A 22,697-nucleotide genomic window follows, 5' to 3' on the forward strand; every position below is an offset into this window, starting at 1 on the left:
GACCCTTTGTATTTGAGCCTCCAGTGGTACACTTGTCGAGGTTCCCGCCCGCGTAGCTCAGTGGATAGAGCGTCTGCCTCCGGAGCAGAAGGTCGTAGGTTCGAATCCTGTCGCGGGCACCGTGTGATCAGTCGGGACATCGTTGACATTGTCAGTCGCCTTGATCGAGTGAAAATCAATAGTTGTACTGCGAGATATCGATGTCGAAGTACATGATGAGCGCCATGCCCCATGTGCCAATCAAGGTAAAGAAACCCAGGAACCGCAAGTACCCAACGGTTGTCTTGTCGTGGGACCCCTTGCGCTTTGCTTGAGCGGCAAGAACCCACGCTGTGACAGCGCCTCCCACAGAGAGCACCACGGCGGCTAGTGCGACAAACATGCGTGGCAACATCGCAACTGGTTGCGCCCACAGCACGCCCACCACAATCACAACGATGAAGAACAGTATCCACCCAAAAATACTGAGGATAGGGCGTGCGAGCGTCCAACGGGCTGGAGCCGCAAGAACGACCGCAAAGAACACGACGAACGCTGCAATGGTGAACAAGAAACCTGCAGTGAGCGGGGTGGACTGCGTGCCCTCACGGAACATCAACCCGGTGAGCGCGCCTGTCCAGAAACCCAGCAGCAACACAAACACCAAGCTGATTCCACCAAGGTGAACGGGATTGCCAATGCGCTTGCCCAGGGACATGACTGACTCATTTTTAAGCGCCTCACTTTCCGAGGCGGCAAAGACAGCTTCAGGATTCCTCGCGATCATGTCGGCAAAGTGATAGGGGTCGCCCAGAGTCTGCGGCAAGGGCGAACCGCCTGATGACGCGACGACGCGGTGAAGGTGGTCAACCGTCCGGTTTATCGTGCCATGATCCACCCCGTTGTGATTCAGCCGGTGGACAACAGCCCACGCCCACTGCGCGTCTGCTCCTTGAAGATTGCCAATGGGGCGGTGCGGTGAGTGAGACATGCTTCGACTATAACCAGTGTGTCGAGACCTACCGGTGCAAGAACGTAGCCCCTCGCTACTGTGAGCGAGGGGCTACTCATGGGTGGTGGAGTTGAGGGAACGTGTCCTATCCGAAGGTCAGGCCATAGTAGTTCAGGGCGTCGGTGACGGGCTGGAAGTACGACTGGCCGTCAACATAGCCACCGTTGAAACCACAGCGCTGCGCTGCCGGTCCACCGGAAGTCATACCTACTGCGTAACCTCCTGAGGTGTATGCCCCTCCGGAGTCACCGGCTGCCGTGCACACGGTGGAGGTTCCCAGCCCAGAAACCTGAGCGACGGATTGTCCATACTCGTCGGAGTAGGTCACGGATGCGTTGTATCCAGTCACCTGTCCACATGTGACACCCGAGGTTGCTCCGGTCCGGCATAGGTCTGTTCCTACGGGTGCTTTCCAGTCACCTCGGGACGAGTCCGAAATGCCCGCATTGGAACCATATGTGTTGACGTCAGTGGACAGATCGGAGCCTTGCGCCAGAACTACGTAACCGATGTCGTAATCCGGTTGGCCATCATATGACGTGAACGCAGTGTCACCGTGCGTTGCGAACAAGCTACCATTTGCATAGAACGACTGCTGGTTTTCAACGCAGTGTCCAGCCCACACCATGGCCTTTTGACCATCACGCGTGGTTGCTGGGAAGCCGGCGGAGCAGTATCCGCCCGATTCCATGCTGATTTTGTCCCCGCCGGCTGCGCTGGCGTGAATTTCGTTGCGCTTACCTTGGGTGAACTCGACAGCGGAGCCAAACTTCTTGGCCTTCTTTACCAAGCTGGAGTTGGCGTTCTTTTCTGTCACAGTGATGACCACACGGTCTTTGCGAATGTCCGGGGCTACTGATGCGACATCGTCCCCATTCTTCAACTCTTTATTGAGTGATTCAACGATCGAGTTGAGTTTGCTCTCGCCGTTTTTGACGTGGCGAACCTTGAGGCCTTTCTTTTTGGCTGCTTTCTCTGCCTTGCTTCCCTGTGGCGCCTGCACAACGAGTTTGTTGTCCTTATCAAAGAACGCTCCATCGTAGGAGTAGCCGTCCTTCTTGAGGTCGTACAGGTTGTTGTTTTGGCTGGCCTGCTTTTCCAAGTGGGCTCGCTGTGCTGCTTCAGAGCGGCCCGACGATTTGGCCATGATTTTGACCTGCTCGTCGCTAAACGACGGGTTGATGTGTTTGACCTCTGGTGATGGTTTCACCGCCTGAGGTCCGGCGTGGACAGCGGTTGGTTGTGTGACCGCCAGTCCGGAAAGTGCGAACGCTCCAGCCAGTGCGGTGTATAGGATTTTTCTCTTCACTGAGTTCTCCTTTGTCGAATGGGAACACTTCCACTTTTTCGTAATGTGAGGTTGGTCACCATTGCGCAAAAGTCAGCTTCGAGAAGAATTTCGACAGGGGCGCCCCTGACCTTAGTGGGGGAGCTATGACGAAAGTAGTATTGCCTGGGTCACACTTTGCCTAGCACTATTGGAGTATGAAAAAGCTCACATATGCAGTGTTGTCAGGTCTTTTAGTTCTAGGAGTTAGTGCCCCCGCTCCTGCGGTCGCTAGCGAAGATCCCACGATTCCGTGGTTCTGCTATAGCCGTCCAATTATGGGTATTTGCCCTGCTGAACTGCTCAAATAGCTCGTCTCTAGCGTGAAATAAAACGTAATCTACGTCACTATGTGTTGTATGATCATGCAATGCGCAGAATGGGTCGCGTCGTCAGGGATGATACGCAAACAGTCGGAAGCAGCATCATTCCACTGACCCTCGCAGGTCTTTTCGCACTCGCAAGTCTGCTTGATCAATCCACGTACGCACTTGGCCTTGCCGCAGTGGTCATTGTTCTAGTGATTAGCGTCGGAATTGCGCTCATGGTGGTGACTCCGTGGATCGCGGTAGGTGTCTGTGCGCTGATGGTCGTTGTATCGGTCATTGTTGACGTCACCTTCTTTGGCGTTGCGGCCCTGTTGCTACCCGTGACTGCGGGTTACATGGTTGTCCGCGGTAACAAATGGGCCGGGTACGCATTCATGATCACCGTGGCAGTGTTGTTGAGCGGGGCTGTTATGACGTCCGAGGTGTCGCACGCAGTTCTCGTGTCGTCCGTAGTGTTCTGGGTGATAGTGGGAGCGATTGCTCTGGGTGGAGGTCACTTAGTGCGATACCTGCTGATGCGTGAAGCACGATTAAAAGAACATGCGCGGCTCTCTCTAGACGAATTGCGTACTGAACTTTCTCGCGATCTCCACGATTCGATCGGTGGAGTTCTTACCCGTGTTTCACTTCTTGCCCAGCAGGCACGCATGTCTGAACCTGCAAAAGTGACTGCGAACCTGGATCAGATCGTGAACGAGGCTCATTCGGCGACCGGTGAAGTTCGCGTTCTTATTAGCCGGCTGCGGACACTTGACGACAAAATCCACGGTGCTCGACCACCTCGGGACGCCGAACTAACGCGCGGCGACAACAGCGATGAAGCAAGCGCAACCGCTGAAGCGGACGTGAAACGCGCCATTCAACGTTTTTCAGAACAGCTGGACGCCTTCGGGTTTGAGGTGAATGTGTATACGACACCGGGCGGGATCTACGCTTTGCAAAACTACACAGGCGTGGTGAGCCGGCTCCTTCACGAAGCATTACTCAATACGGTGAAATATGCCGACCCTCAATGGCCCGTGAGCTTCATCGTCGGGCTCAATGACCACGTGAGCCTCGTCTTCTCTAATACGATTCGCGAAGACGCCTCGGGTGTGGACAGTTCTGGTTTTGGACTGGAGTCTTTGACGCGGGACTTGGGGGCGCACGGTGGATCGCTTACAACCAGGCGGGACCGCCTCTGTGAGGGCAAGGAACAATGGGTTTTGGAGATTCGGTTGCCTGGTGCACACCAAAGGACAGTGTCATGAATGTTCCCGTAACGCGTGTGAGTGTCGTTGACGATGACCCGTTCGCGCGCAAAATCATTTGCGAACTGCTCAATGCGCAGAGCGATCTTACCGTGGTGAGCTCGTATGACGACGGCCAGGCGCTTATCGACGACATCGACAGTGACATTGCGCCACCTACAGACGTGTACCTGTGTGATATTTCAATGCCAAAGCTGGACGGCATCGAGACGACAAAAGCTGTACGCGAACGGGGAAACACCACCCCGATCATGCTTCTCACCTCGTATGACGTGGAAGAACGTTTCGCGCAAGGGATGCAAGCGGGAGCAAACGGATACCTCATTAAGACTTCGGATATCAGTCAGATCAGGGCAGCAATTCTCTCAGTTGCCGCTGGCGCCGCCGTTTTCTCGCCAGATGCAGCCGGGTTTTCTCGTACGGTTGCGGTACACGAAACGACCGGGCAAACACCGGCGGACCTTTACGGATTAACAGAACGGGAAGAAGCAATTCTTACGCAGCTGTGTCGCGGGCAGTCCAACTACGAAATTGCGCGCTTCCTAGGGATCAGTGAAGGCACGGTTAAAGTCCACATCACGTCGATCATGAAGAAGGCCAATGTACGGTCGCGCTTGGAGCTTGTGGTTCAGGCGTTTAATTCGGGGGCCGTGGAACCTATGAGCGCTGACCGGCACCGCTGAGTGCAAACCTTGTTCATAAAACGCCATCCAGTTGTGTGCGCCTGACATGCACCGATTAGGCTAGTGCATGTGACACCCGAAGAACTCAAACTCGCTATTGAACAGGCCATCTCCGCGTACAACGAAACGCACGGAACGAACGTGGAGGTTCCCGCCAAACTTGTTGTCGAACGCCCAAAGAATCGCGACCACGGTGACTGGGCAACCAACGTGGCTTTGCAGACCGCTAAGAAGGCTGGGTTGCAACCGCGTGAGCTGGCAACCGGCCTGGCTCAAATTCTGAGCGGTGTGGAAGGGATTGAGAAGGCCGAGGTGGCCGGCCCTGGCTTCTTAAACATCACCTTGGCAGCGGGCGCGGCTGGCAAGCTTGCAGCCGACATCGTTTCGGCTGGTCGTGAGTACGGCCGTGGGGAATTACTCAAAGACTCCACCATTAACTTGGAATTCGTGTCGGCAAACCCAACAGGACCACTGCACATTGGACACACGCGTTGGGCGGCCTTAGGGGACGCCATTGGTCGCGTGCTCAAAGCTGCCGGTGCCACTGTGACCACTGAGTATTACATCAACGATGCCGGCTCACAGATGGATACGTTCGCCAACTCAGTACTTGCGCGCATGCGTGGAAAGGACGTACCCGAAGGTGGGTACCCCGGTCAGTACATCGCCGATATCGCGCGCGAACTGCTCAGTCGCCACCCAGAGTGGAACGACGCGAAAGACGAAGACATCTTTGAGCAGGTCAAAGACGAAGCGTACAAAGCACAGCTGAAAGACATTTCGGACACCCTGGAGTCCTTTGGTGTGCACTTTGACACGTGGTTCTCCGAACGCACCCTGCACGACTCCGGCGCCATCTCCGAAGCGGTTGAACGTCTGCGCGAACAAGGCCACGTCTTTGAAAACGAGGGTGCCGTATGGTTGCGCACTACCGACTTTGGGGATGACAAAGACCGTGTTTTGGTGCGCTCAGATGGGGTGCCCACCTACTTCGCCGCTGACGCCGCGTACTACCTCAATAAGCGCGATCGTGGTTTCGACGAGAAGATCTACCTTCTGGGCGCTGACCACCACGGATACGTCGGGCGCCTCAAAGCCCTGGCTGCGACAGCCGGCGACGACCCCAACCGCAACATCGAAATTCTCATCGGACAGCTCATTTCCGTTAACGGGGCGCGTCTGTCCAAGCGCGCTGGCAACATTATCGAGCTTCGCGACCTTGTGGAGTGGCTCGGCTCGGACGCAGTCCGCTACTCGCTGGCTCGCACCCCAGCCGACTCACCACTGGCACTGGACCCTGAGGTACTCAAGTCCGCCAGCAACGACAACCCCGTCTACTACGTCCAATACGCGCACGCTCGCGCGAAGAGCGTGGAGCGGAAAGCCACCTCGGCGGGTGTTTCCACCGACTCCTTTGACCCGGCAACCCTGCAGGACCCCACTGAAGCAGCACTGCTGTCCGCGCTCGCAGACTACCCGCGCGTTGTGGCCCAATCCGCCCAGTTGCGCGAGCCTCACCGGGTAGCCAGGTACCTGGAGTCCTTAGCTGGACTCTTCCACAAGTGGTACGACGCATGCCGCGTGACTCCTTTGGGCGACGACCCGGTTGAGCCGGTGCATTCTTCTCGCCTCATGTTGGACATGGCAACCGCAACCGTCTTGTCCAACGGTCTGGACCTCATGGGCGTTTCTGCCCCTGAAAGGATGTAATGCCTGCTCACCCCTCCGGTGTTCTGCACGCCGGCCCTTCGCCTGTTTGGCTGCCGGAACCAGATGACGTCAATGAACTCATGCCGTCGTTGTGGTCTAAGAACACGGTCAAGAAAGACGGCGTTCTCACGGTGTGCGGGCATTCCGTCCAAGACTTGGCCCAGACCTTTGGATCTCCCGTTTTCGTCTTTGACGTGGACGATTTCCAAACCCGTGCCCGCGACTTTGCTGAGAGCTTCGCCCGCGAGTTCGCAGCGAACGGTATGACGGCACGCGGGTACTACGCGGGTAAAGCTTTTCTGTGCACCGCCGTGGCTCGCTGGGCAACCGAAGCTGGGTTAGGCGTCGACACCTGCACGCTGGGGGAGATGCTGACCGCGCGCGCTGCCGGTGTGGACCCTGGGCACGTTGGCCTTCACGGCAACAACAAGTCAGACGCTGAACTGGAAATGGCAGTGTCGTGGGGGATCGGCCGCATCGTGGTGGACTCGCTCGACGAAATCCCCCGAATTGAACGCATCGCCGAGCGTTGTGGCGTGACTGCGCCAGTCATGGTGCGGGTGACCGTGGGGGTCGAAGCCCACACGCACGACTTCATCGCAACTGCCCATGAAGACCAGAAGTTCGGCCTTTCTTTGGCAAGCGGCCAAGCGTTAGAAGCGTGCAAGAAAGTCCTGAAGAGCCCCCACCTGGACCTTGTTGGTTTGCATTCGCATATCGGTTCGCAAATTTTTGACGCAGAGGGCTTCATCCTGGCGGCTACGCGTGTGATTCGCTTGCGTGCCGCCTTGCAGCGGGACTTTGGGGCTCCCGTCGCCGAGGTGGATCTGGGTGGAGGTTTCGGTATCCGGTATACCTCGCAGGACACTCCGAGTTCTTTTGCTGACATGGCCCGCAAACTTGCTCGCGCTGTTGTTCGCGCGTGCGAAGACGAAGACACCGACCTTCCGCACGTGTCCTTTGAACCAGGGCGGGCAATTGTGGGACCGGCAGCTTTTACGTTGTATGAAGTTGGCACGATCAAACCTGTTCATACGGAAAACGGTGTGCGTACGTACGTGTCCATTGACGGTGGAATGAGCGATAACGCGCGTACCGCACTGTATGACGCAGACTATTCCTGCACACTGGCAAACCGGCGTTCTGACGCTGAACCGATCGTGGTACGTGTTGTTGGCAAGCACTGCGAGTCTGGAGACATCGTGGTGCGTGACGAGTATTTGCCGTCTGATGTCTCAGCTGGTGATTTGATTGCTGTTCCGGATACAGGCGCGTACTGCAAGCCACTAGCCTCGAACTATAACCTGGTCCCTCGTCCCGGTGTTTTAGCTGTGGAAGAAGGACGCGACCCCTATTGGATCGTTCAACCCGAAACCTATTCTGATCTGTTTGCAACCGACCCTGGATTTGATCCAGCTCTACTCGAAGGAGACGTATGACCCTCAAGGTCGCACTATTGGGTGCGGGCACCGTTGGTGTGGAAGTCGCTCGACGCATTCTGGAACGCCCAGATGAACTCCGCGACCGGATTGGCGACGACCTGGAGCTGACGTCCGTTGTTGTTCGCGACACTACGAAGGAACGCCCAGGGGTCCCAGCAGATCTGATTACGGCAGACGCCAATGCCGCGATTCAGGGGGCTGACATCGTCGTGGAGCTCATGGGAGGAATCGACCCAGCCCACGATCTGATTCTCAGCGCGCTTAACTCTGGCGCTTCGGTTGTGACAGCTAACAAAGCGCTTTTAGCAAAACACTTTACTGAACTCTTCGAAGCTGCTGACCGTGCACAAGTGCGTCTTGAACACGAAGCCGCCGTGGCCGGTGCAATTCCGATTATTCGACCTGTGGGCGACTCCCTGGCCGGTGACCGCATCACACGTGTCATGGGCATTATGAACGGAACCACCAACTACATCTTAGACAAGATGGACACAGAAGGATGGGGTTTCGACGAAGCCCTGAAAACAGCACAAGAACTGGGATACGCCGAGGCTGACCCAACCGCAGACGTGGAAGGGCACGACGCTGCAGCTAAAGTTGCCATTTTGGCTTCGCTGGCTTTCCACACCCCGGTGACCATCGACGACGTGTACGTCGAAGGCATCACTTCTGTGACTGCCGAAATGGTAGAAACTGCACGCGCTCAGGGCTTCACAATTAAGCTCCTGGGCATCTGCGAAAAGCTCGACGACCTAGGTAAGGTCTCTGCTCGCGTCTACCCGGCACTTCTGCCCAACTCACACCCTCTGTCTTCCGTCAGTGGTGCATTTAACGCTGTATTCGTCGAAGCCGAAGCAGCAGGCGAACTCATGTTCTATGGCCAAGGGGCAGGGGGCGCTCCCACCGCATCAGCCGTTTTGGGCGACATCGTTTCGGTTGCGCGTCGTAAAGTTTTGGGTGGACGCGGCCAGTACGAACGTCGCGCACGCACCATTTTGCCCGTTGCGTCATTGGGCGAAATCACCACGCGCTATCAGACCACACTGGACGTCGCTGACCGTCCCGGTGTTCTGCAAGCGGTTACCGAAGTGTTCGCAAACCAAGAGGTCTCCATCGAACTAGTCCAACAGTCCCAGTACGATGACCTGGAGGACGGAGACTCGCGCGCCAAACTTGTCATTGCAACACACTCAGCGACCGAAAGCGCGCTAGCTCAAACCGTGAAGAACCTCAACGATCTAGACGTCGTGCGCACCATCCACTCAGTTCTGCGCATCGAAGGCCAATAAGGAGACACAGTCATGGCACACCAGTGGCGGGGAGTCATCAACGAGTACCGCGAATACCTCGACATTGACGCAGATACTCCTGTGGTCAGTCTGGGCGAAGGCGGAACCCCTCTTATTTTCGCCGAACACCTTTCGGACCGCGTAGGTGCAAACGTGCATGTGAAGTTCGAAGGCATGAACCCCACGGGGTCGTTTAAAGACCGTGGCATGACCATGGCAATTACGAAGGCACGCGCGCAAGGAGCGCAAGCGGTCATTTGCGCGTCAACGGGGAACACCTCGGCGTCCGCAGCTGCCTACGCAACCAAAGCTGGGCTCACCTGCGCGGTCTTGGTGCCAGCAGGCAAGATCGCCATGGGAAAAATGAGCCAGGCAATTGCGCACGGCGCAACCCTGGTGGAAGTCGACGGGAACTTCGACGACTGCCTCACCCTGTGCCGAAAACTGTCTGAGGCGTATCCCGTGCACCTCGTGAACTCGGTGAACCCGGACCGCATCGAAGGACAGAAAACTGCGTCATTCGAAATCGTGGACGCCCTAGGACAAGCGCCAGATGTGCACATTCTTCCCGTTGGAAACGCAGGAAACATCACGGCGTACTGGAAGGGTTATAAGGAATACCAAGCGGCTGGAAAAACCGAATCCCTGCCACACATGTGGGGATTCCAAGCAGCCGGAGCAGCACCTCTGGTGGAAGGTCACCCGGTAGACAACCCAGAAACCATCGCAACCGCGATCCGCATTGGGAACCCTGCGTCGTGGAAGCAGGCCGAAGCTGCACGTGACGAATCAGGTGGTCTCATCGACTCCGTGACTGACGAGCAGATCCTCGAAGCCCACCGGGTTCTCAGCTCGACCGAAGGGGTGTTCGTGGAACCCGGATCGGCCGCCTCGATTGCCGGTCTCCTCAAAATGGCCCAGGCCGGCCGTATCCAGGCAGGGTCCACAATCGTGTGCACAGTCACCGGGCACGGGCTCAAAGACCCACAGTGGGCACTCAAGGCAGCTGGTGGAGACTCGATCGAACCTGTAAAGGTATCTGCTGACGTTGTCTCGGCAGCTTCCGCGCTGGGCTTGGAAGCATAGCGTGCTCACGATCGAAGTATCCGCGCCCGCGACCTCGGCCAATTTAGGTCCCGGATATGACAGTTTTGGGTTGGCACTCGACTTGTGTGACAACATCACTGCTGTTCTCCACGACGAACCGGTCGACCTCAATAACTGTGTGACGGTCTCAGGTGAGGGGGAAGGGCAACTGCCTACCACCTCGGACCATCTCATTCACCACGTCACCACCACGATTCTGCGCGACCGCGGAATCGACGTGGGGGACAGGCTCACACTCGACTGCGTCAACGCGATTCCCCAGTCGCGCGGCATGGGATCCTCCGCCGCTTCCGTGGTGGCGGGAATTTCGATTGCGGACGTGATCTCTGAACACTTCGACCTGCCCAAACCTACGGCGCAGGACAAACTGCGGTGGGCGATCCACTTTGAAGGACACCCAGATAATGCGGCACCAGCTCTTTTTGGTGGCGTATCGGTGAGCTGGGTGGATAGCGAGGGCCAACCGGTTTCGGCCTCCCTGCCCGTTCACCCGTCCATCACCACGGTTCTGATCGTGCCGGATACGCGTTTGGATACGCAGGTTGCGCGGGATCTGCTTCCCGAGGTCGTTCCCCACGCAGATGCGGCCGCGAACTCCGCGTGTGCGGGGCTTTTGGTTCACGCGATCGGAAATGACCCGTCACTGCTGTTTGAAGCCACGGTAGATCGCCTGCACCAGGAATATAGGCGCAGCGCGATGCCTGAGTCTTTGGCTCGCGTTGAGTCCTTGCGTGATGAGGGTCTCGCAGCCGTGGTATCAGGTGCGGGCCCCACGGTTGCGGTGTTGGGGACCGAGGTGGATCTCCTTGCACGATGTGAGGAAGTTCTGGCAGGTGATGAGTCCCGGATGATCGCAGCATCCATTGCCGACTCTGGGGTTGTCGTGACATCGACGCCCAACTGAGTTGGCACGAGGAGGCTTGCCGTTTGAGTTGTTCTGCATGTGCGACACTCACGCGAGACGAATTGGCATTCTCGCCTTGAGTTAGGTAGGGTGAAAAGCGTTCCGCTCGGGATATTAAGCCGATTTGTCAAGGAACATTCTCGTATCATTTATCGATACTCTCTAACAGAAGCACCTCATGGTGCGCAGTCCGTTGCTGGACGAATCACCTTATGTCTTCGTGCCAGCCAAACGAGGGAGAAGGAACCTTCGTGTCAGAAACCACACAGTCCGAACCAGTACGTTCGGGAAGCCTCACCGCCCTACGACTTCCGCAACTTCAGGAAATGGCGGCAGGACTGGGAATAAAAGGGTACCGGCGTTTGCGCAAAAGCGAGCTCATTGACGCTATTCAGGCTGCGCAATCGGGAAACTCTGCCCCAAAAACTTCACAAGAGCCCGTAGCTAATAAGGCACCTGAACACGCGGGTGACGCTCGCGAAGAGAACGCTTCTCAGGGTGAAGGTCGCACTCGTAGGCGTCAGCGTCGGGACGACTCGAACAACGCTTCAGCCGATGCGCAGGGCAAAGACAACAACGCAGGCGGCGAGGACAACCAGAAGAGCCACGACGACAACGGTCGTTCACGGAACGGTCGCCGCGACGGTAGCAATGGTCGCGATGGCGGCAATGGTCGTGACAACAACCGCGATAAGAACGGTCGCGACGGAAACGGTCGCGACAACAACCGCGACAAGAAGAATGACGACAAGAACGACCGCAACGGTGGCAACGGTCGTGACGGTGGTCGCGATAACAACCGTGACAACAACGACAACCAGCACGGTGGAGACGACGACAACCACGGCCGCCGCGGAAACCGCAACCGCGGACGTGGAAGGGACCGGAAACGCCGAGGTCGTGACGACGAGCAAGACTTGCGTCCCGACGATGTGCTGATCCCTGTGGGCGGTATCTTGGACGTCCACGACAACTACGCATTCTTGCGCACCTCGGGATACCTTCCTGGGCCAAACGACGTGTACGTGTCCGCGAATATGGTCAAACGCAACGGTCTGCGCAAGGGTGACGCCGTGACTGGTGCCATCCGTCAGCAGCGTGAAGGGGAACGCCCCAACAAGCGCGAAAAGTTTGACGCCCTAGTCAAGCTGGACACAGTGAATGGCTTGTCAGTTGAAGATGCCAAGCGTCGCGTTGAGTTCTCGAAGCTCACACCCCTGTACCCACAGGAACGTCTGCGTCTTGAAACTGAAGCCAAGCAGATCTCTACACGCATCATCGACCTGGTCTCGCCAATTGGTAAGGGTCAACGTGGTCTGATTGTGGCACCACCCAAGGCTGGTAAAACCACTATCATGCAGCAGATCGCCAACGCGATCCACACCAACAACCCCGACGTTCACCTCATGGTTGTGTTGGTAGACGAACGCCCCGAAGAAGTCACTGACATGCAGCGAGCAGTTCAAGGTGAAGTGATCGCGTCGACGTTCGACCGCCCAGCAGATGACCACACCACCATTTCGGAGCTTGCGATCGAACGCGCCAAGCGTTTGGTGGAAATGGGTATGGACGTTGTTGTGTTGCTTGACAACATCACCCGCCTGGGTCGCGCATACAACTTGGCGCAACCGGCTTCCGGTCGCATTCTGTCCGGTGGTGTTGACGCAAACGCACTGTACCCGCCAAAGAAGTTCTTTGGTGCAGCCCGCAACATCGAAGGTGGCGGTTCGCTCACCATTCTTGCTACAGCGCTGGTCGAAACCGGATCCAAGATGGACGAAGTCATCTTCGAAGAGTTCAAGGGAACCGGAAACATGGAACTGCGTTTGAGCCGTCAACTGGCCGACAAGCGCATCTACCCAGCTGTCGACGTCAACGCTTCTGGAACACGTCGTGAGGACAACCTCATGAGCCCAGAAGAGACCAAGGTGATGTGGCGTCTGCGTCGAGTTCTTGCAGGACTCGAACAACAGCAGGCGATCGAACTCCTCATTTCCAAGCTCAAGGAAACCGGTTCCAACGCAGAGTTCTTGCTCCAGGTACAAAAGACGACACCTCTGCCAAAGTCAGCGGCGGATGACGCTTGATGGACACAGATCTTTCATCTGTCGAAGCCAGCGTTCGTTCTCTTCTGGACGAACACGAGCGGATCGAAGCTGAGCTTGCTAACCCGGACGTACACGCGAACGCCGGGTTAGCCCGCAAGCTCACCCGCCGGTATTCCGAACTGGACCAAATCGCGAAAACCTATCGCGAACTCAACCAGTGCCTCAGCGACGTTGAGGACGCTAAAGAGCTCGCCAGCGAAGACCCCGCTTTTGCTGAAGAAGCAAAAAGCCTGGAAGAACGCATTGAAGTTCTGCAAGACAAACTTCGTGAACTCCTCATTCCTAAAGACCCCGATGACGCGCGCGATGCAATCATCGAGGTCAAGGCGGGTGAAGGTGGCGACGAATCCGCACTGTTCGCCGGTGACCTGGTGCGCATGTACCAGCGGTGGGCAGACCACCGAGGATGGTCCACTGAAGTCCTTGACTCCACGGAAGCCAACTTGGGTGGCTACAAAGACATCACTATTGCGATCAAATCGCGTGAAGGCGGCGTCTACGGATGGCTCAAGTTCGAAGGTGGAGTTCACCGCGTACAACGCGTGCCGGTGACGGAATCGCAGGGGCGTATTCACACCTCGGCGGCGGGAGTTTTGGTGTTCCCAGAAGTCGACGAGCCGGAAGAAATTCAGCTCGACGATAACGACCTCAAGATCGACGTGTACCGGTCATCTGGGCCCGGAGGTCAGTCGGTCAACACCACCGACTCTGCCGTTCGCATTACCCACTTGCCCACGGGAATCGTCGCAAGCTGTCAGAACGAGAAGTCGCAGCTACAGAACAAAGAAGCAGCCATGCGTATGCTTCGTGCTCGAATTCTGGCTAAGCAAGCCGAGGAAGCCGCAGCCGAAGCCAACGACATGCGCCGGTCCCAGGTACGCACGGTCGACCGTTCAGAACGGATCCGCACATACAACTTCCCAGAAAACCGTATTGTGGATCACCGCACTGGTTTTAAGGCATACAACCTTGACCAAGTGTTGGATGGGCGCCTCGACGATGTCGTAGAGTCCGCTCGAGCTGCGGACCGTGCGGCCCGACTCGACGACATTGGCTAACGCTGATCAATTGTTGCGTCAGGCTATGCAACAGCTAGCCCGCGCAGGAATAGAAAGTCCCACAGCCGACGCGAAGACACTCTTCGCGTGGGCGTGGGACATTTCCGTGTCTGAACTGGGATGTCACGTTTTGCGCGGAACTGACGTGCCCCGTGATGTGAGCGCGCAGTACGCCCGGGCCTGTGAGAGCCGCGCTCAGCGTGTGCCACTGCAACACATCACTGGCGTTGCACCGTTCCGATACCTCGAAATGCACGTGGGGCCTGGCGTGTTCATTCCACGTCCCGAAACCGAACTCATGGTCACGTATGCCATTGAGCACTTAGCTGGTTTTCCGGGGGACAACCACACAGCAATTGACCTGTGCACAGGTTCAGGAGCGATCGCAATAGCACTTGCAACAGAAGTTCCCGGAACACACGTCCACGCGGTTGAACTCAGCCCCGACGCTGCCCGCTATACCGAACGCAACATCGACCGGTACAGGCCCAAATTCGAAGCCCACGGAAGTGAAGTCACCCTGCACATAGGCGACGCGACAGAGTTTCTGGGGGCGACCTCGGCCCAGGTCATCACCTGCAACCCACCCTACGTAGCACGTACAGTCGAACACACTCCAGAAGTCGACAGCGATCCGGACCTTGCGCTGTATGGCGGGGGAGAAGACGGCTCCGAACTTCCGCAAAGAATCATCGCTCACGCCCCCAAACTGCTAGCTCCCGGGGGACTGTTCATGTGTGAACACGCCGAATACAATTCGCGAACAGTCGAAAACGCATTTCATCGGGCGGGTTTCACAAACGTGGAGACCGTGGGCGACTACACTGGCAGAGACCGATTTACCCGCGGATATCGTGCACTTTCAGGAGAGGATGACCGTGTCTCGCACATTTGACCTTGCCAATGAACAGGTGCGGGACCTCATATTGGAAGAGTGCGCCCGTGTGGTCCGTGGCGACGGTCTCCTGGTCATTCCCACCGACACCGTTTACGGGATCGCAGCTGACGCTTTTTCACCCCAGGGCGTTGCCAAACTCCTGCAAGCAAAAGGTCGCGGGCGCGATATGCCGCCGCCGGTGCTGGTGCCCCGCGCGGAAACGGTGATGGGGCTCGCCGAGGCGGTCGACAGTACCGTTATGGAACTCACCGCACGCTTTTGGCCAGGGCCGTTGACCATCATCTGCAACGCTCAACCGAGCCTGCACTGGGACTTAGGTGACACCCACGGAACCGTGGGGTTGCGCATGCCCGATCACGAAGACACGCTGGCTCTTTTGTCTAAAGTGGGCCCCCTGGCCGTTTCAAGTGCCAACCTTTCTGGTGAACCTGCCGCCGTGAATGTCGAACAAGCGCAAAACATGTTGGGAGAGCGCGTCGATATCTTTCTCGATGGCGGCGAAGCGCCTGGTGGTCAGTCTTCGACAATTATCGACATGAGCGGATCGACCCCGCGCGTCCTGCGGGAAGGCCCCATCAGCTTTGATGAGCTGGCCGAGGTCGTTGATGGTCTGGAACCGCTAGCGCCGGAGGCGTAACGCGTGCGCGCCTATCTGTTTGTCATGGTCGTAGCGGCGGTGGTCGCGTATTTGGTGACGCCCATGGTCCGACGAATAGCTGAACGTGGCCGGATTTACTCTCCGCTTCGTACTCGTGACGTCCACTCGGTTCCCACCCCCAGGCTTGGGGGAGTGGCGATGTTCAGTGGGGTCCTCGCAGGTGTGGTGTGCGCGTACAACACCCCATTCTTACAGGATTTATTTCAGCAACCTGACCCTGTGATTGGAATTCTGGGAGCGGGCACGATTCTGTGTTTGCTTGGCGTGATTGACGACATCTGGGATATCAACTGGGTTGCTAAACTTGCCGGTCAAACACTTGCCGCTGGCTTCATGGCGCTTAAAGGTGTAGCGCTTTTGTCGATTCCTTTTGACACCGTGATCATTGGATCGCAGCGACTGTCCCTCATTCTGACGGTGCTGGTTGTTTTGGTCACGATCAACGCGGTGAACTTTGTCGATGGGCTCGATGGCCTGGCGGCGGGTGTCGTCACGATTGGTGGCATTGCCTTCTTTGTGTACACGTACCAGTTGGCTATCGATACCTCTCCCACTAGTTACGCGAACCTTGCCTCGCTCATCACATCGCTTTTGGTAGGAGCATGTCTGGGTTTCCTTCCGCATAACTTCAACCCCGCCCGAATCTTCATGGGAGACTCGGGGTCAATGCTCATTGGGCTTTTGTTAGCTGCAAGCACCATTCGAGTCACTGGACAGGTTGACCCTGCTCTGTTGTCTACCGAACGGGTACTGTCAACGTACTTGCCTATTCTTTTGCCGATTGCAGTGATGGTTCTACCTCTGGTCGATTTGATGCTCGCTGTTGTACGTCGCATGGCAGCTGGCAAATCTCCATTTTCTGCTGACGCTAAGCATCTGCACCACCGCATGCTTGCCCTGGGACACTCACACGCACGTGCGGTCCTCCTGCTGTATATGTGGACAGCCATATTTGCGTTTGGCACTGTTTCGCTCTTGAAGTTCCAAACATCGATTGTTTTGTCGGTGCTCGCAGTTGCTGTAGCAGTGACACTGATCTTGACGTTCTACCCGCTGTATTCGCGTTTGTCTGCTCGAAAGGAACTGACATGAAAAGTACGCCCATTCGCAATCTGATGCTTCGCATCATTGTGTGGGGGTTGATCGCTTCAGTTGCGTTAGCGGCGGTCGCAGGCGTGATTGGCTATGTGGCGGTCGGAATGCCGGGGCTGTACTCCGCGCTCATCGGTGCAGCAGTGTCTTTCGTGTTCTTCTCAATCACCGCGCTAGTCCTACTGTTCACGGCTGACATGGACCCAACCGTGATGGCTGCAGGCGTGCTTGGTGGCTTTCTCATCAAGATTGCCGGGTTCTTAGGTGTCATCGCACTGCTGGGTGACAAGGGATTCTACGACCGCCTTACCCTCTTTCTGACTCTCGTAGTGGGAGCAGTTGTCTCACTGTCTATTGATGTTGTTGCGGTGCGTAAGGCCAGAATCCCGTATACACATGCATCAGAAGGAAAAAACCAGGACAAACTGTAGCCCCGGAGTTTTGTTCGGGTCTCCACAGTTGATAAAGTGTTTTAGGAATCATTCGAGGAACCTGTGTAAAAGTCGTGAAAGCGACCTGGGTCTCAAATATTTCACGTGTCGCACAGTAAGTGCACCGGCACAGATAGACAATCCATACTGGCTTCACGCGTGCGCGCGTGTAAGCCCCGAGCTGTCAGGAGTTTGCCCTGTTTACTCCCTCCGCTTTGTCGACGACAGTGCTCCTTGCCGCAGGCGGGGGAGCGGAATTCCACGCACCGGGTCTTGAAGAATTCAACCCACCAGCAATTCTCTTCGCAGGTACTCCGTTTGAGCTCAACCGCATCATGCTCATTCGCCTGGGTGTCACCGTTGTTCTGTTGCTTGCGTTCTGGCTCATGCTCCGCGGTGGACGCCTTGTTCCTACTCGTGCTCAGTCGATTGCCGAAATGGTGCTCGATTTTTGTCGCACCGGCATCGCACACGACATGTTGGGTAAGAAGGACGGTGAACGTTTCTTTCCTCTCATTGCAACCATCTTCCTGACGGTCTTCGCAATGAACATCACGGGTATCATCCCGTTCTTGAACATCTCGCCCAACTCCAACATTGGAATGCCGCTCGTTATGGCTCTCGTGACCTACGTGTTCATGATCGGAGCCGGAATTAAAGCTCAGGGAGGTGCGCGCTACCTCAAGAGCCAGCTATTCCCTGCCGGTGTTCCCCCGCTGATGTACATCATCGTGACGCCTATCGAAATCGTTTCGACCTTTATTGCACGTCCGGTTTCGCTCACACTGCGTCTGACCTTCAACATGATCGTTGGTCACCTTCTGCTCGTTCTGTGTTTCGCAGCCACACACTTCTTCTTCACCAGTGGTTCGGCCGCCCTGTTCGGTATTGGTGGCCTCACACTGGTAGGAGGATTCGCCTTTACCCTCTTTGAGATTTTGGTAGCAGTTCTTCAGGCATATGTCTTTGCTCTGCTAACCGCCGCGTACATTCAGCTGAGCGTGTCCCACGATCACTGATAGTTCGCACCCATTAGACCTGTCACAAAAAGACAAGGAAAAGGCCAGTTAAACGACTGGCTCAAAACATCGGAAGGAAATATTGCACGTGGACACCTCCATTCTTGCTGAAGTCACCGGCAACATCGCAACCGTCGGTTACGGTCTGTCCGCTATCGGTCCAGGTATTGGTATCGGTATTCTTGTGGGTAAGACCGTTGAAGGTACTGCGCGCCAGCCAGAAGTAGCCGGCCGTCTGCAAACCACCATGTTCCTGGGTATTGCATTCGTCGAGCTCCTTGCATTCTTGGGAATTGCAGCATACTTCATCTTCGGTGCCTAATCCGGAAGCGAGTGAATACTCTTGACCCCGATTAACGTTCTGGCAGCAGGAGGCAACAATCCTCTTGTTCCTGCCCTATATGACATTGTCTGGTCGGCGGTCTGCTTCATCATCATCCTCGTCGTTTTCTGGAAGGTGATTCTGCCCAAGTTCAAGAAGACTCTTGACGAACGTGCAGAACGCATCCAGGGCGGAATTGAAAAGGCTGAGAAGGTCCAGGCGGAAGCAGATGCCGCTTTGGCCGAATACCAGAAGCAGCTCGCAGACGGTCGCGCTGAAGCAGCTCGATTGCGTGCCGAAGCTCAAGAAGAAGGTGCGCAGATTTTGGCTGAGACCAAACAGCGCGCCACTGAAGAGGCCGACCGGATTATCAGCGCCGCTAAGGCTCAGATCGAAGCCGAGCGCCAGCAAGCGATGAACTCGTTGCGTACAGAAGTTGGTTCACTTGCAACCGATCTCGCATCGCGCATCGTAGGTGAATCGCTTCAGGACGACGCTCGTTCCGCGTCTGTTGTTGACCGCTTTATTGCCGACCTGGAGAACCAGACACCGGCACAGACCGTCAAGGAATCGTGATGCTGCAGTCGAGCAGGAACTCACTGGCCCTCGTTCTCGAGGATGTGAATAGCACTCTCAACACCGCTAGCCCAAAGGTTATCGGTGACGGCCTGTTGGGCATCTCGGGCGTGCTCGCCGAAAACGTTAACTTGCGTAAAACGCTTGTCGACGTGGCGGTCGCTCCAGAAACCAAACAGTCAACGCTTAACGCAGTCTTTGGAACACACGTAGATGACGTGGCGTTGCAGATTGTAGTGCGGGCAGCGAATCGTCGCTTTGCTCGTGCTCAGGACTTCGTCACTGCCGTTGAAACAGCTGGTGTCACAGCTATCGCTGCTGCCGCCCAGGCCGAAGGCACTTTGGGACAGGTAGAGGAGGAGCTCTTCCGCTTTACTCGCCTGCTCGTCTCAGACCACGAACTTGATGGAGCCTTCGAATCCCCTGCACCCGCAACGGCGAAGCGCGAACTGGTCTCGTCGCTTCTGGCTTCACGGGTGTCGGAATACACTCTCACTCTCATTCACTACGCTGTGAGCCACCCTCGCGGTAAGAGAGTGAGCGAAACGCTCGAAAACTTCTCCCAGGTGCTGGCCTTCCGTCAGCAGCGCGCAGTTGCTGACGTGACCGTTGCGCACCCTCTGACACAGGAGCAGGAAGAGCGTTTGGCGCGTGCACTGTCCGCTAGCTACGGGCGTGAACTTGTTCTCAACGTTCACATTGATCCCAACGTGGTAGGTGGCGTCCGTGTTCAAGTGGGCGACGAAGTCACGAGCTCAACGATTGCTGATCGTATTGCCGACGTTCGCCGTCGGTTGGCAAGCTGATTCGCCCAAACACGGGCACTGAAGACTCGCGGTCCGTACGGGTCGCATAGGAAGTGAAGGAAGCAGGGAAACCGCAATGGCGGAACTGACAATTCGCCCGGACGAAATCCGGGAAGCACTGGGGAAGTTCGTAGAGTCCTACACCCCCGGCAGTGCAGACAAGACAGAAGTAGGTAAGGTTGTCACCGCCGGTGACGGCATTGCGCAGGTTTCGGGGCTACCTGGAACCATGGCAAACGAGCTCTTGCGCTTCGAAGATGGAACTCTGGGACTTGCCCAGAACCTCGACGAACGCGAAATCGGTGTCGTTATCCTCGGTGAGTTCGCAGGTATTGCAGAAGAACAGAACGTTTACCGCACAGGTGAAGTTCTTTCGATCCCCGTTGGAGATGGATACCTTGGGCGTGTCGTTGACCCCCTGGGTAACCCAGTCGACGGTTTGGGCGAAATCGAGTCCGAAGGTCGCCGTGAACTTGAACTCCAGGCTGCTGGTGTTATGGACCGTAAAGAGGTTAAAGAGCCTCTTCAGACCGGTCTGAAAGCAATCGACGCCATGATCCCAATCGGACGTGGTCAGCGTCAGCTCATTATTGGTGACCGTAAGACCGGTAAGACTGCCCTTGCTTTGGACACCATCATTAACCAGCGTGCTAACTGGGAATCCGGCGACCCTAAGAAGCAGGTTCGCTGTATCTACGTCGCTTGTGGTCAGAAGGGTTCGACCATCGCTTCGGTGCGTCGTTCACTTGAAGAGAACGGTGCGCTCGAATACACCACGATCGTTTCGTCACCTGCTTCCGACCCTGCAGGGTTCAAGTACCTGGCTCCATACGCAGGATCTGCAATCGGACAGCACTGGATGTACCAGGGCAAGCACGTTCTCATCGTGTTTGACGATCTGTCGAAGCAGGCTGAAGCCTACCGTGCGATCTCGTTGCTTCTGCGCCGTCCTCCGGGCCGTGAAGCATACCCAGGTGACGTGTTCTACCTCCACTCACGTCTTCTCGAACGTTGCGCCAAGCTTTCCGATGAGCTCGGCGGAGGTTCGATGACCGGTCTTCCTATCATCGAGACCAAGGCAAACGACGTGGGTGCGTTCATTCCTACCAACGTCATTTCGATTACCGACGGACAGATCTTCCTCCAGTCAGACTTGTTCAACGCGAACCAGCGTCCAGCTGTTGACGTAGGTATTTCTGTTTCGCGTGTGGGTGGTTCCGCACAGACCAAGCCACTTCGCGGTGTTTCCGGTACTCTGAAGATTTCTTTGGCTCAGTACCGCTCACTCGAAGCATTCGCCATGTTCGCATCAGACCTTGACGCTGCAACCAAGCGTCAGCTTGACCGTGGTGCACGCCTCACCGAACTTCTCAAGCAGGGACAGTTCGAACCAATGAGCGCTGAAAAGCAGACGGTCTCGATCTGGGCTGGTTCTGAGGGCTACCTCGATGAAATCCCAGTGAGCGATGTTCTTCGATTCGAATCTGAGTTCCACTCATACCTCGAACGTAAGACAGACATTCTAGAAACAATCGCGGGTCTGAACGACAAGCTTAAGGGCGACATCCTGGAGCAGCTCGAGGCTGCAATCAAGGACTTCAAGGCTGGCTTCCAGACCAGCGAAGACGGCGTCCACGTCGGTACTGAATCCTTCGAATCTGCCGAGGCCGACGAAGTCTCGCAGGAACAGATCGTCAAGGCTAAGCGCTGAGACTGACCGCTGGTAACGAAAGGAAGTACTGATGGGAGCCCAGCAGAGGGTCTTCAAAGCGAAGATCAACTCCACCAAGTCCTTGAGGAAGATCTTCAAGGCCATGGAGCTTATTGCGGCTTCCCGGATTCAGAAGGCCATTGGTCGAGTGAAGGCGGCGAGCCCATATGCTAACGCCATCACTCGAGCAGTGTCCGCTGTGGCAACGTATGCAGACGTTGAACACACACTGACAACGGAACCGGAGACCATTCGCCGCGCAGCTGTTGTGGTGATGGGTCCGGACCGCGGTTTTGCCGGAGCATATTCTTCGAATGTTATTCGTGAAGCCGAAGAGCTCATCACGATGCTGAAGGATGACGGCAAAGAGGTTGACCTGTACGTGGTTGGCCGGAAGCCCGAAACTTATTACACGTTCCGTGAACGCGCGATTCAACGTGCATGGACCGGAATTTCGGAAAGTCCAACAGTCGAAGCCGCGAAGGAGATCGGAGACACGCTGGTGTCTTCCTTCCACACCGACTACGAGGCTGGTGGCATTGACGAAATCTTCTTGGTTTACACACGGTTCGTCAACAGCGTGACTCAAACACCTGAATATCGTCGTCTTATTCCGCTGGAAGTGATCGAAGCCGATGAGGTTCCGGTCGATGCTCCTGCGAATGTAGCTTCGACTAAAGACGTGGTGTACCCGCTGTATGAGTTCGAACCGAGCGAGGAAGCCGTTCTTGACGCGCTTCTTCCTAAGTACATCGAGTCGCGTATTCTCGCGGCGTTGTTGAACGCATCCGCTAGTGAACAGGCGGCACGTCAGCAGGCAATGAAGACCGCTACTGACAATGCCGACGATTTGATTCGTACCTACACGCGCCTTGCAAACTCGGCGCGTCAGGCAGAAATCACGCAGGAAATTTCAGAAATCGTTGGTGGTGCAGACGCACTTGCCGGTGCCGGCGGCAACGACTGACGGATAGAGAGCAGAAGAG

The 22,697-nt window shown here is 56.3% G+C and carries 21 protein-coding genes and 1 tRNA gene; 20 read left to right on the forward strand and 2 right to left on the reverse strand.

Annotation, left to right across the window (positions count from 1 at the left end):
- The first annotated feature begins 46 nt into the window (after window positions 1–46).
- Window positions 47–119: transfer RNA gene (locus QP868_RS04605), tRNA-Arg, on the forward strand.
- Between the two features lie 56 nt (window positions 120–175).
- Here QP868_RS04605 and QP868_RS04610 read toward each other — a convergent pair.
- Both QP868_RS04610 and QP868_RS04615 read right to left on the reverse strand, forming a co-directional pair.
- Window positions 176–970 (reverse strand): hypothetical protein, encoded by a 795-nt coding sequence (locus tag QP868_RS04610; protein WP_284925443.1) that lies wholly within the window; start codon window positions 968–970, stop codon window positions 176–178.
- A 106-nt stretch (window positions 971–1,076) separates the two neighbouring features.
- The gene (locus QP868_RS04615) at window positions 1,077–2,300 is read right to left on the reverse strand and encodes a S1 family peptidase (RefSeq protein WP_284925444.1); all 1,224 of its coding nucleotides are present in this window, start codon (window positions 2,298–2,300) and stop codon (window positions 1,077–1,079) included.
- 388 nt (window positions 2,301–2,688) lie between these two features.
- On the opposite strand from QP868_RS04615, the gene QP868_RS04620 reads away from it, so the two are divergent.
- The 19 genes from QP868_RS04620 to QP868_RS04710 all read left to right on the forward strand — a co-directional run bounded on the left by QP868_RS04620 (window position 2,689) and on the right by QP868_RS04710 (window position 22,678).
- The gene (locus QP868_RS04620; protein ID WP_284925445.1) at window positions 2,689–3,897 is read left to right on the forward strand and encodes a sensor histidine kinase; all 1,209 of its coding nucleotides are present in this window, start codon (window positions 2,689–2,691) and stop codon (window positions 3,895–3,897) included.
- A complete protein-coding gene (locus tag QP868_RS04625) occupies window positions 3,894–4,580 on the forward strand; it encodes a response regulator (protein ID WP_284925446.1) in 687 nt (228 codons plus the stop codon). The genes QP868_RS04620 and QP868_RS04625 overlap by 4 nt, the downstream gene beginning before the upstream one ends.
- Window positions 4,581–4,649: 69 nt before the next feature.
- Window positions 4,650–6,290 carry an arginine--tRNA ligase gene (gene argS, locus QP868_RS04630; RefSeq protein WP_284925447.1) on the forward strand — a complete coding sequence of 547 codons (1,641 nt, stop codon included), beginning with the start codon at window positions 4,650–4,652 and terminating at the stop codon, window positions 6,288–6,290.
- Entirely contained in the window at window positions 6,290–7,729 is a 1,440-nt protein-coding gene (gene lysA / locus QP868_RS04635; protein WP_284925448.1) for a diaminopimelate decarboxylase, read from the forward strand. Before argS ends, lysA begins: the two co-directional genes overlap by 1 nt.
- Entirely contained in the window at window positions 7,726–9,021 is a 1,296-nt protein-coding gene (locus tag QP868_RS04640) for a homoserine dehydrogenase (protein ID WP_284925449.1), read from the forward strand. The genes lysA and QP868_RS04640 overlap by 4 nt, the downstream gene beginning before the upstream one ends.
- Window positions 9,022–9,033: 12 nt before the next feature.
- A complete protein-coding gene (gene thrC / locus QP868_RS04645) occupies window positions 9,034–10,107 on the forward strand; it encodes a threonine synthase (protein ID WP_284925450.1) in 1,074 nt (357 codons plus the stop codon).
- 1 nt (window position 10,108) lies between these two features.
- Window positions 10,109–11,032: a homoserine kinase gene (gene thrB / locus QP868_RS04650; protein WP_284925451.1), complete on the forward strand. Its 924-nt coding sequence runs from the start codon at window positions 10,109–10,111 to the stop codon at window positions 11,030–11,032.
- 212 nt (window positions 11,033–11,244) lie between these two features.
- Window positions 11,245–13,119, forward strand: a complete 1,875-nt coding sequence (gene rho / locus QP868_RS04655) for a transcription termination factor Rho (protein ID WP_473964626.1) — start codon at window positions 11,245–11,247, stop codon at window positions 13,117–13,119.
- Complete coding sequence (gene prfA, locus QP868_RS04660; RefSeq protein WP_005882159.1) at window positions 13,119–14,198, forward strand: peptide chain release factor 1; 1,080 nt, start codon at window positions 13,119–13,121, stop codon at window positions 14,196–14,198. The genes rho and prfA overlap by 1 nt, the downstream gene beginning before the upstream one ends.
- Window positions 14,170–15,093: a peptide chain release factor N(5)-glutamine methyltransferase gene (gene prmC / locus QP868_RS04665; protein ID WP_284925453.1), complete on the forward strand. Its 924-nt coding sequence runs from the start codon at window positions 14,170–14,172 to the stop codon at window positions 15,091–15,093. The genes prfA and prmC overlap by 29 nt, the downstream gene beginning before the upstream one ends.
- Window positions 15,071–15,733: an L-threonylcarbamoyladenylate synthase gene (locus tag QP868_RS04670; RefSeq protein WP_284925454.1), complete on the forward strand. Its 663-nt coding sequence runs from the start codon at window positions 15,071–15,073 to the stop codon at window positions 15,731–15,733. Before prmC ends, QP868_RS04670 begins: the two co-directional genes overlap by 23 nt.
- Before the next feature lie 3 nt (window positions 15,734–15,736).
- A complete protein-coding gene (locus QP868_RS04675; protein ID WP_284925455.1) occupies window positions 15,737–16,846 on the forward strand; it encodes an MraY family glycosyltransferase in 1,110 nt (369 codons plus the stop codon).
- Window positions 16,843–17,277, forward strand: a complete 435-nt coding sequence (locus tag QP868_RS04680) for a Cg1360 family ATP-synthase-associated protein (RefSeq protein ID WP_284925456.1) — start codon at window positions 16,843–16,845, stop codon at window positions 17,275–17,277. Before QP868_RS04675 ends, QP868_RS04680 begins: the two co-directional genes overlap by 4 nt.
- Window positions 17,278–17,492: 215 nt before the next feature.
- The gene (atpB, locus tag QP868_RS04685; RefSeq protein WP_050775305.1) at window positions 17,493–18,296 is read left to right on the forward strand and encodes a F0F1 ATP synthase subunit A; all 804 of its coding nucleotides are present in this window, start codon (window positions 17,493–17,495) and stop codon (window positions 18,294–18,296) included.
- 88 nt (window positions 18,297–18,384) lie between these two features.
- Window positions 18,385–18,618: an ATP synthase F0 subunit C gene (gene atpE / locus QP868_RS04690; RefSeq protein ID WP_005882170.1), complete on the forward strand. Its 234-nt coding sequence runs from the start codon at window positions 18,385–18,387 to the stop codon at window positions 18,616–18,618.
- A 21-nt stretch (window positions 18,619–18,639) separates the two neighbouring features.
- The gene (locus QP868_RS04695; protein ID WP_005882172.1) at window positions 18,640–19,194 is read left to right on the forward strand and encodes a F0F1 ATP synthase subunit B; all 555 of its coding nucleotides are present in this window, start codon (window positions 18,640–18,642) and stop codon (window positions 19,192–19,194) included.
- The gene (locus QP868_RS04700) at window positions 19,194–20,000 is read left to right on the forward strand and encodes a F0F1 ATP synthase subunit delta (RefSeq protein WP_284925457.1); all 807 of its coding nucleotides are present in this window, start codon (window positions 19,194–19,196) and stop codon (window positions 19,998–20,000) included. Before QP868_RS04695 ends, QP868_RS04700 begins: the two co-directional genes overlap by 1 nt.
- Window positions 20,001–20,076: 76 nt before the next feature.
- A complete protein-coding gene (gene atpA, locus QP868_RS04705; protein ID WP_284925458.1) occupies window positions 20,077–21,711 on the forward strand; it encodes a F0F1 ATP synthase subunit alpha in 1,635 nt (544 codons plus the stop codon).
- Window positions 21,712–21,742: 31 nt separating this feature from the next.
- The gene (locus tag QP868_RS04710; RefSeq protein ID WP_284925459.1) at window positions 21,743–22,678 is read left to right on the forward strand and encodes a F0F1 ATP synthase subunit gamma; all 936 of its coding nucleotides are present in this window, start codon (window positions 21,743–21,745) and stop codon (window positions 22,676–22,678) included.
- Window positions 22,679–22,697 lie beyond the last annotated feature (19 nt).

It is taken from the genome of Brevibacterium sp. UMB1308A, from assembly GCF_030230605.1.
In the GTDB taxonomy this organism is placed as follows: domain Bacteria; phylum Actinomycetota; class Actinomycetes; order Actinomycetales; family Brevibacteriaceae; genus Brevibacterium.